General features: G+C 71.9%; 6 protein-coding genes. 1 reads left to right on the forward strand and 5 read right to left on the reverse strand.

The window, feature by feature from the left end:
- The 5 genes from GTW43_RS17755 to GTW43_RS17775 form a co-directional block, all read right to left on the reverse strand.
- On the reverse strand, nucleotides 1–2788 hold a 2788-nt coding region (locus GTW43_RS17755), incomplete at its 3' end, for a glycoside hydrolase family 38 C-terminal domain-containing protein (RefSeq protein WP_161302996.1).
- 58 nt (nucleotides 2789–2846) lie between these two features.
- Entirely contained in the window at nucleotides 2847–4067 is a 1221-nt protein-coding gene (locus GTW43_RS17760; protein WP_161302997.1) for a glycoside hydrolase family 76 protein, read from the reverse strand.
- Nucleotides 4068–4106: 39 nt separating this feature from the next.
- Nucleotides 4107–4928 (reverse strand): carbohydrate ABC transporter permease, encoded by an 822-nt coding sequence (locus GTW43_RS17765; RefSeq protein WP_161302998.1) that lies wholly within the window; start codon nucleotides 4926–4928, stop codon nucleotides 4107–4109.
- Nucleotides 4925–5884, reverse strand: coding sequence for a sugar ABC transporter permease (locus GTW43_RS17770; RefSeq protein ID WP_161302999.1), 960 nt, complete (start codon nucleotides 5882–5884; stop codon nucleotides 4925–4927). The genes GTW43_RS17765 and GTW43_RS17770 overlap by 4 nt, the downstream gene beginning before the upstream one ends.
- Nucleotides 5881–7194, reverse strand: a complete 1314-nt coding sequence (locus GTW43_RS17775; protein WP_161303000.1) for an ABC transporter substrate-binding protein — start codon at nucleotides 7192–7194, stop codon at nucleotides 5881–5883. The genes GTW43_RS17770 and GTW43_RS17775 overlap by 4 nt, the downstream gene beginning before the upstream one ends.
- Before the next feature lie 294 nt (nucleotides 7195–7488).
- Here GTW43_RS17775 and GTW43_RS17780 point away from each other — a divergent pair.
- On the forward strand, nucleotides 7489–8808 hold a 1320-nt coding region (locus tag GTW43_RS17780), incomplete at its 3' end, for a class I mannose-6-phosphate isomerase (protein WP_161303001.1).

Here is an 8808-nt window from a genome sequence, read left to right on the forward strand (position 1 = left end):
GCATGGCCAGCTGCTCGGGTCCGGCGGCGGGGCCGCCCGCCTGGGCGAAGCCGATCGTGTAGCGGAACACCTGGTCGAAGGCCTGCTGCGAGGGGAAGTTGGTGTCCCAGATGTTGTTGTGCACCCACGAGTAGACCGTGCCCGGCTCGTGCTGCGGCAGGGACTGCGGATAGGGGACGTACGGGACGGCGATGCCGCCGAGCTGGACGAGGGGCGCGTCCGTGGTGGCCAGGGCCGCGTGATGGCTCCGGTCGGCGAGGCTGATCCAGCGCCGGACGGCCCGCATGTGCGCGGCCGACCCCGGTACCGTCTCGAGTCCGTCGCCGGTCACTCCGCCGGTCGCCTCCATACGGACGGCCGGCTCGTCCAGGGCGAAGGGGAACGCGAAGTACGCGCTCTCCTTGGTCAGCGTCGCGTCCTTGTCGAGACGGTTCTCCAGGTCGATCCGGGCGGCGTCGTGCGGCAGGTGCACGGTCACCTGCATACGGCGGGTGCCGGCCGGGGTGCAGGCGTAGACGAGCGTGTGGCCGGTCGCGTCCGTGCTCCGGTCGACGAGCGCCGCGGGAGGCGCGGTCGTGCGCGAGGCGAGCAGATGCATCGAGTCGTCGGCGACGGTCTTGCTCGACTGGTGGTTGAAGCCGCCGGCCGTGGCGTACTCGTCATACACGTAGCCGTTGAAACCCAGGGCGGCGTCCTGGCGGACGAGTTCGCGTCCGGTGTGCTTGTCGATCACGGAGCCGATGCACGCGTTCCGCAGGTCGACCGCGACCCGGAGGTGGTCGTTCTCCAGGACGGTGGGGTCCGTCGCGACGGAGTCGTGGCGGGCGCGAGACGGTGCCGCGGCGGCGGGCAGGACGTCCAGGCGCACACTGCCGCACGCGGGCACGGCGGTGAGGGGGACCAGCAGGTACCGTCCGGCGGCCCGGTGGCGTTCGTTGCTCTGCGCTTCCTCGGTCCAGGCGAGGGCCGCTCCGGTCCGGGCGTCCACGACGTCGACGGGCGCGTCGAGGGCGACGGTGGCCTCGGGCAGGAACAGCCGTGCCGTCTCGCTCCGTTCCCAGCTGCACGTGTTGACGACGTGGAACGAGGCGAGGGCGTCCGGCCGCCCGGCGAGGCCCTCGCCGAGCAGCGCCGCGGCGGAGTCGAGCAGCGTCTCCGCGTCGTCGTGCGCGCGCAGGGCCTGTGCGTACTTCCAGTGCCACTGCTTCTCGCCGGACCCGTGGCCGTGGTCCCCGTGGGTCCAGGGATCGCCCGCGCCCCACGTGTGTTCGTTGAACAGCGAGGCGGCGCGGTAGACCCCGGGCGCGGACGCGGTGACGGCGGTGCTCCCGGGCACGCCGAGCAGGTGCGCGTAGCCGGAGACGGTCTGCGCCTCGGCGAGGGCGGCCTGCCCGCGGCGGGTGGCGGCCAGCGGCGCCGCGCCCGCGCCGACGCCGTCGACCCACCAGTCGCTCCAGTCGCCGCGGTAGGTCTCCAGCCGGTCGCCGACCCGCTTCTCGGCGTCCTCGAAGAAGTCCTGGTTGCGCGAGGCGCGCAGCTGCGGGAAGGCCCATTCGTCGTTCCACCGGCGGACGGTGTCGGAGATGATGCGGCGCGGCGGCCCGTTGTCGGCGAACTTGCCCAGGACCCGCAGGTGCAGGACGTCCCACGGGTAGGGTTCGGCCGTGCCGGGCAGGTCGAGCGCGGGGAAGCCGGGGATCCCGCGGCCCTCGTGCGGGTAGGGGAAGGCGGCGAGCGCCGCGAGGTAGGCCGGCAGGAGGTCGTCGACGCGGGCGTACGACTCGTCGAAGCCGAGGATGGAGCCCTCCATGTAGGCGAGCCCGTGCGGGGTGTCCGTGCGCCAGACCAGCACGCTGCTGCCGCTCGGGCTCTCCCAGCGGAACAGCCGGGGCAGGTCCTGGCCGCCGACGTGGTGGGGGACGGCGCGCCCGGCCCAGTTGTGCGCGACGGACAGATAGCGGATCCCGTTGGACGACAGGACGTCGGGCAGGCCGACGACCTGGCCGGGCACATCGGTCTGCATGGCGGTACGGATGTCGATGCCGTGCTCGTCGCGCAGCCGCGTGACGGGGCGCAGCAGTTCGTGCAGTTCGTCCGTCGAGCAGGTCTCGGTGTGCAGGTTGAAGGGCAGGGCGGTCAACTCGACGCGGCCCTCGCGCACCCGGTCGAGGAAGCGGTCGATCTGGCGGCGGGGACGGTTCGCCTGCCAGTCCTGGAAGGAGTGGAAGCCCTCGACGGCCCAGCGGAAACGGGCGGGCTCCGGCCAGTCGTCGGTGCGCTCGCACAGTTCGAGGAGGGAGTCGAGGTAGGCGCGGCTCTCCGCCATGACCCGGCCCTGCGGGTCCGTGTAGCCGATGTCGAGGTGGGAGTGCTGGACCAGGTGCAGGGTCCAGTGCCGCTGGGGCCGGACCTCGAACGCGACCCGGGTCCCCGGCTCCAGCTCGGGCAGCTCGACCAGCAGGGGGGTGGGCGCATCGACCTCCGGCACCAGGAGGCGCACGTCGTCGCCCGGCCCGGTCAGGATCTCGCTGGGGACGGGTGTACCGCCGGCCGTCGTGACGACGGCTTCGGTGAGGCGCGGCCGGGCGGGCGTCCCCGCGGCGCCGTGCACGCGCAGCCGGACGGACTGGAGGAGCCCGCCGGCGCCGTCCCGCCGGAGCAGGGGCTCGCAGGACAGGTCCACCCGCAGGTCACCGAGGGCGACCGTGGTGGCCACGCGGCTGCGCAGGAGGTCGCGGGCGATGTCGGAGTCCCACCAGGACGGCCGGGTGAGGGGAGCGTGGGGCATGGTGCGTGCGTGTCCTTCGTGTCGGGGCAGGGGCGTACGGAGCGGGCGGCGGTCACGTTCAGCGGGTGTGCCGTCCGGGCGCGGAGCGGTGACCGGGGCGGGTGGCGTCGGCGAGCGTGGCGAAGATCTGGACCATGGCCGCCTGCCCGAGCGTCGAGGCCGGGGCGGCGGGGTCGTAGTCGCCGCCGCCCGAGGGCTGGAAGCGGTAGAGGCCGGTGGCGTCGTCACGGTTGGAGGCGTACGCGCTGTCCGCGTACGCGGACATGGCCCGGAGGTAGGACGGGTCGGGGCGGACCGCGTCGAGGTCGAGCAGGTCCTTGAAGTAGAAGGCGTTGAAGACCGCGGGCTGGTCGTGCAGCCGGCGTCCCCCGGTCCAGTGGGCCAGGGATCCGTGTGCGTCGGCGACCGCCTTGTCGAGGTAGGCGGTGTCGCCGGTCGAGCGGTAGAGGGAGGTGGCGGTGCCGATCATGGAGCCCGAGTTGTACGTCCACAGCGTCCCGTTGACCTCGCCGCTGTCCGCGCGGTCGTTGGCGTACAGGCCCGGGGCCGTGCGCATGCAGCGGTGGACCCAGCCGTACCAGCGCTCGGCCCTGTCGAGGTAGCCGCGCTTGCCGGTGTGTTCGTAGAGGCGCGCGGCGAGTTGGGCCGACAGCGCGGTGACGTTGGTGGCCCGCAGGTTGTTGCCGGGAGCGTCGTACCAGTCCATGCCGCCCGGGCAGGTCTTGGCCGGGTCGTCGTCCCAGGCACGGGAGACGACCGGGACGACCTGCTCGGCGCGGTGCAGCAGCCGGTCGTCGCCGGTCGCCTCGTACTGGTCGAGCTGGCTCAGGGCGACCACGGCGTTGTCGTCGTAGTAGATGTCGCCGCCCTCGCCGAGCGGCGCGGGCAGGTACGAGGCGTAGCCGGGGCGGTCGCCCGCGGCGAAGTAGAGCTCGGCGGTGTCGAAACGCTGCGCCGCGTCCCTGCGGTAGGCGTCGCCGGTGCGGGGGAGGGCCTGCATGTCGACGGCGGCCGCGGCGGCCTCGCGGAACGGCCACAGGTAGGAGTGGTCCCGGTCGCCGCTCTGACGCGGCGTGTGCTCCCGGTAGAGACCGTGCTGTGCGGGGCCTTCGTACAGCCGGGTCTGCAGGGCGGTGTAGGCCTGGGTGGCACGGTCGGCCCAGCGCTGCGACGTGACGGCTCGGTCGTCGCTCGCCGCCGCGTACGAGGGCGCGGCGGCCCACATCGTGGTGGCGCAGACGACGGACACGGTGGCGCGGCGGAGCAGTGAGTGCGGCATGGTGTTCCCTTCGCGGTGGTGTGGAGGGAAGGCGCGGGGTCAGCGGTGGATCTTGAGGCTGCTGATGAAGAAGCGCTGGGCGGAGAAGAACAGCACGAGGGTCGGCAGCGACACCAGGAGGGCGCCCGCGAGGACGATCGGTGGCCCGACGTTCGAGTAGTTCCCCTGCAGATCGGCGAGCGCGGCCATGACGGGCCGGATGTTGCGGCTGGTCACGAGCGTGATGCCGAACATCAGGTCGTTCCACACGGCGACGAACTGGAACACGAACACGGCGATCATCGCGGACCGGGTCAGCGGCACATGGATCTGCCAGAACACCCGCCACCACGAGGCACCGTCCATCCGCGCGGCCTCCACGACCTCGCGCGGCAGCGTCAGGGCGTAGTTGCGCATCACGAAGAACGCGAAGGGGATCGCGATCGCCGTGTAGATGAGGACGAGACCGGTCTGTGTGTCGTACAGCGAGGATGTGGCGTACGACAGGAAGAGCGGACGGATGAAGACCTGGAGCGGCAGCAGCGTGCCGGAGTAGATGAGCCAGAACCACAGCGTGCGGTGGCGGACGGGCATGATGACCGTCGCGAACGCGGCGAAGCCCGCGAGCACCGCTGCGGCGACGGCGCTGACGACGGCGTAGAGCAGGCTGTTGCCCATGGCCGGGCCGAGTTCGGCCTTGTCCCAGGCCTGCGTCATGTTGTCGAAGAGGGCGAAGTCGCTCGGCAGCCAGTGCGGGCTGCCGGAGTAACGGTCCGCGGGGACCAGGGCGTTGACCACGAGGAGCCACGTCGGCACCAGCCACAGCAGGGCCAGGACCGAGACGGCGGCGGTGCGCAGAACCCGTCCGAGATGCATGGTCATCCGCCTTTCACGTCGAGCTGACGGCGCAGGTAGAGCCAGGAGGCGGCGAGCACGATCACGGTGAGGACGACGGCGATCGCCGCTCCCGCGCCGGGCCTGAGCTCCAGGAAGGTCTCGTTGTACATGGACACGGCGAGGGTCTCGGTGGCGCGGCCGGGCCCGCCCTGCGTGAGCACCCAGATCAGGTCGAACGACTTGAGCCCGTTCACGAGGCTCATCCCGATGATGATGATCGAGACCGGCCGCAGTTGCGGCAGGACGATGTGCCGGAACTGCTGCCAGCTGCTCGCCCCGTCCAGCGCGCCGGCCTCGAGGGTCTCGGGCGGGATGGACTGCAGGCCGACCAGGAAGAGGATCACGGCGACACCGGTGGCCTGCCACGCGTTGGCGCAGATCATCACGACGGTGTTGCCGGGCCAGGTGAGCAGCCAGCCCTGCGCGAAGGAGTCGAGGCCCACGCCGGTGAGGATCTGGTTGACGGCACCGTCGGTGGTGAGCATGAAGTTCCACACGACCGCGACCGCGGAGCCCGAGAGGGCGTACGGCAGGACGACGCACAACCGGGCGAGCCGGGAGAAGCGGCCGGCGTTGGTCATGACCGCGATGCCCAGACCGAGCACGAACGGCAGCGCGACCGTGCCGACCACCCACATCAGGGTGTTCTGGACCGAGCGCGAGAGCGCCGGATCGGACGCGAACAGCGTGTAGTTGTCGAACCAGCTGAACGGCGCGGTCCGCGAGTCGCCGAAGAAGCTCCGGTAGACGGTCCAGACGAAGGGGGCCAGCAGGAACAGCGCGACGAGGAGGACCGCGGGGGCCAGGAACCCGCCGGCCATGAGACGTTCACGGTGGTTGCGGCGGCCCGGTGCGGGCGGTGCGGAGCGGCGCGCGCCGGTGGCCGAGGGCGGCTCGCCCGCGGGGCCCGGAGGCCGTCGGTCGGTGAGTGAAGTGCTCATGCTTCGTCGCGCCTCCAGGCTGCCCATTCGTCGTGTGCCCGTTCCTGCATCCGCCGCAGCGTGGTGACCGGTGAGGTCTGCCCGGCCATGAACCCGCCCAGGTCGTCGGTGTTGCCCTGGATCAGACTCGGTGGACCGGACTCCCAGTAGCGGACGAGCGGCAGCCGGTGCTCCCGGGCGATGTCGCCCTGCAGCGCGGCCACCACCGGATTGCTCGCCGCCACCTTCGGGTTGGCCGAGCTGTCCTGGAGGAAGTCGCTCCACACCCGCTGGACGGAGGGGCTGAGCCAGGCGCCCACGTTCTTCATCGCGGCCCCGTGCGACGCGGCCCGGCTGGGCACGGCGAAGACGCCGGACTCCGTGATGACGCTCCTGGGCGTCGAGGGGCGGACCGTGGGCAGGATGAAGGCGCCGTAGTCCTTGCCGGGTTCGATGCCCGCGGCCGACATGCCGGCCGCCTGCCAGGTGCCGTGCAGGAACATGCCGACGGTGCCCTCCTTGAGGGCGCCGGGGCCGCGGGCCTGGTCGAAGTCCGGCGACGTCATCCAGCCCTTGCGCTGGAAGTCGTGCCAGAGCTCCATCGCCCGGCGGGCGGGCTCGTCGGTGTAGGAGGCCCGGCCCGCGACCAGCCGTCGGTAGAACTGCGGGTCGACCTTGCTGACGAACTCCTGGAACCACTCGGTGGCGGGCCAACCGCCCACCTGGCTGGCGAGGAACGGCGTCACCTTGTGGCGTTGGAGTACCTCGGCGCAGTGCATCAGCTCGTCCCAGCTCGCCGGCGCCTTCAGGCCCAGCCTGCGGAACAGCGGCTTGCTGTAGAAGAGCACGTAGTACGACTCGTACAGAGGGATGCCGTAGGCCTTGCCGCGGTAGAACACGGCCTCCTTCGACGCGCGGCGCAGCCACCCCCGGTCGGCGTACCGCTCCCAGACGCCCGTGAGGTCGGTGAGACCCCCGGCGCGCGCGAGCCGCTTGAGCTGGTAGCCCGAGGCCCACTTGACGAGGTCGGAGGCCTTCGACGTCTGCAGGGTCATCTGGACGACCTGCTGGTACGAGGTGACCGACGGGTTCGACAGGGGCCGGAGTTCGTAGCCGGTGATCTTCTTCAGCGCGCGGCCGGCCGCGCGGTAGCCGTCGTCCCAGGTGGCGTTGTCGTTGGAGATGCTGGTGGTGCCCGGCTGCGCGGAGGTGCCTGCGCCGCGGGCGCAGCCCCCGGCGGTCAGGACGGCCGCGCCGGCGGCCATACCGGCCAGGAGGCGGCGCCGGGCGAGTGGTGCGGGTGTGCGGGGAGTCCTGTCCGTTGCTGACATTGATCACCTTCACGGAATCGGGCCACGTGCATGGCCGGATGTGAACCACAGGGCATGCGGGGACCCGGACAGCACCGGGAGATTTCCCGGTGCGCGTTGCCGGAAGGTTAACGACACCATTTCAGTAACGGCAAGGGTTCACTCCGTACCAAGTGGGGATCTTCGCCGGCCCTCTCTTAATGCCGCAGATCAGAGGGCCACTTGTCGTCGCAAGGCGTGCGCGTCGAGGCCTGGACTCCTTCAGCCGCACGCTGTTAACGTTAACAACTGATGGATCCCGACCAAGGAGCTGCCGTGCCCGCGTCCCGTTCGTACGACCCCCACCCCAGCTACGAGCCCGTCGGCGGCCCTGTCGTCGCCGGGTGGGCCGCGGCCGTGGCCGAACTGGCGCCCGGCCCGCTGGTCCTCGCCGTGGACGGGCCCGCCGCCCTCGACTGGGACGCCCTGGCCGACGGCATCACGGGAAGCCTGCGCGCCGCGGGCCGCGGGACGACCGCGCTGGACGTCCGCCGCCACTACGCCCCCGAGGCCCACGAGCGGCTGCCCGCCGACGCGGTCCCCGCGGGCGACCCCTTCTTCACGCCGCTGTCCGAGGCCCGGGTCGGCGACCTCTTCGACATCGTGCCCCGTCCCGAACGGCCCGCGGGCGACGGCGTCGCGGTCGTGTTCGGTCCGGGCGCCGCGCTGTGCGGGCCCGACGTGCTCTGGTACGCGGACCTGCCGAAGCGGTTCGCCGAGGGCGCGATCGCCCGGGGCGAGACACCCGTCGGCGTGAACCTGGGGCGCGGCGACGCGCCGGGCGACCTGGTCCGCCTCTTCTACACGGACTGGCCGGTCCTCGATCGGCACCGGGACGCCGTCGCGGCCGGCGTCGACCGCTGGTTCGACCTCCAGGATCCGCACACCCCCGCCTCCGTGAGCGGCGACGTGCTGCGCGCCACCGTCGCGCACCTCGCCCGCGGTCCCGTGCGCACCCGCCCCTACTTCAACTCCACGCCCTGGGGCGGCCAGTGGGGCGCCCGCGAACTGGGCTTCACCCCCCAGGCGGGCAACACCGCCCTCGGCTACGAGCTGATCGCCCCCGAGGCCGGTGTGCTCGTCGGCGCGGACGGCGGGCCGCAGGTCGAGGTGCCCTTCCCCCTCCTGTGCGTGTGGCACCCCGAGGACATGCTCGGCGAGCCGGTGCACCGCCGGTTCGGCACGTCCTTCCCCATCCGGTTCGACTACCTCGACACCATGGGCGGAGGCAACCTCTCCCTGCACCTCCACCCGCAGGAGCGGTACATGCGTGAGGTGTTCGGCCACCCCTACACCCAGCACGAGACGTACTACGTGACGGCCGCCCAGGAGGGCGCGCAGGTGCTGCTCGGGCTGACCGAGGCCGCGGACGTGGACCTCATGCGCCGCCAGGTGGAGGATGCCATCGACGACGGCACCCCGATGCCCGTCGAGGACCACGTCCAGAGCCATCCGGCCACCGTGGGCCAGCTGTTCATGATCCCCGCGGGAACCCCGCACGCCTCGGGCGCGGGCAATCTCGTCCTGGAGGTGAGCGCCACGCCGTACTTGTACTCGCTGCGTTTCTACGACTGGCTGCGCAAGGACGCCGCCGGA

It is taken from the genome of Streptomyces sp. SID5785, assembly GCF_009870065.1.
GTDB lineage: Bacteria > Actinomycetota > Actinomycetes > Streptomycetales > Streptomycetaceae > Streptomyces.

Coding starts and splice junctions, on each gene's coding strand:
- GTW43_RS17765 (WP_161302998.1), bottom strand. CDS start 4,928: ATGACCATGCATCTCGGACGGGTTCTGCGCACCGCCGCCGTCTCGGTC.
- GTW43_RS17775 (WP_161303000.1), bottom strand. CDS start 7,194: ATGTCAGCAACGGACAGGACTCCCCGCACACCCGCACCACTCGCCCGG.
- GTW43_RS17770 (WP_161302999.1), bottom strand. CDS start 5,884: ATGAGCACTTCACTCACCGACCGACGGCCTCCGGGCCCCGCGGGCGAG.
- GTW43_RS17760 (WP_161302997.1), bottom strand. CDS start 4,067: ATGCCGCACTCACTGCTCCGCCGCGCCACCGTGTCCGTCGTCTGCGCC.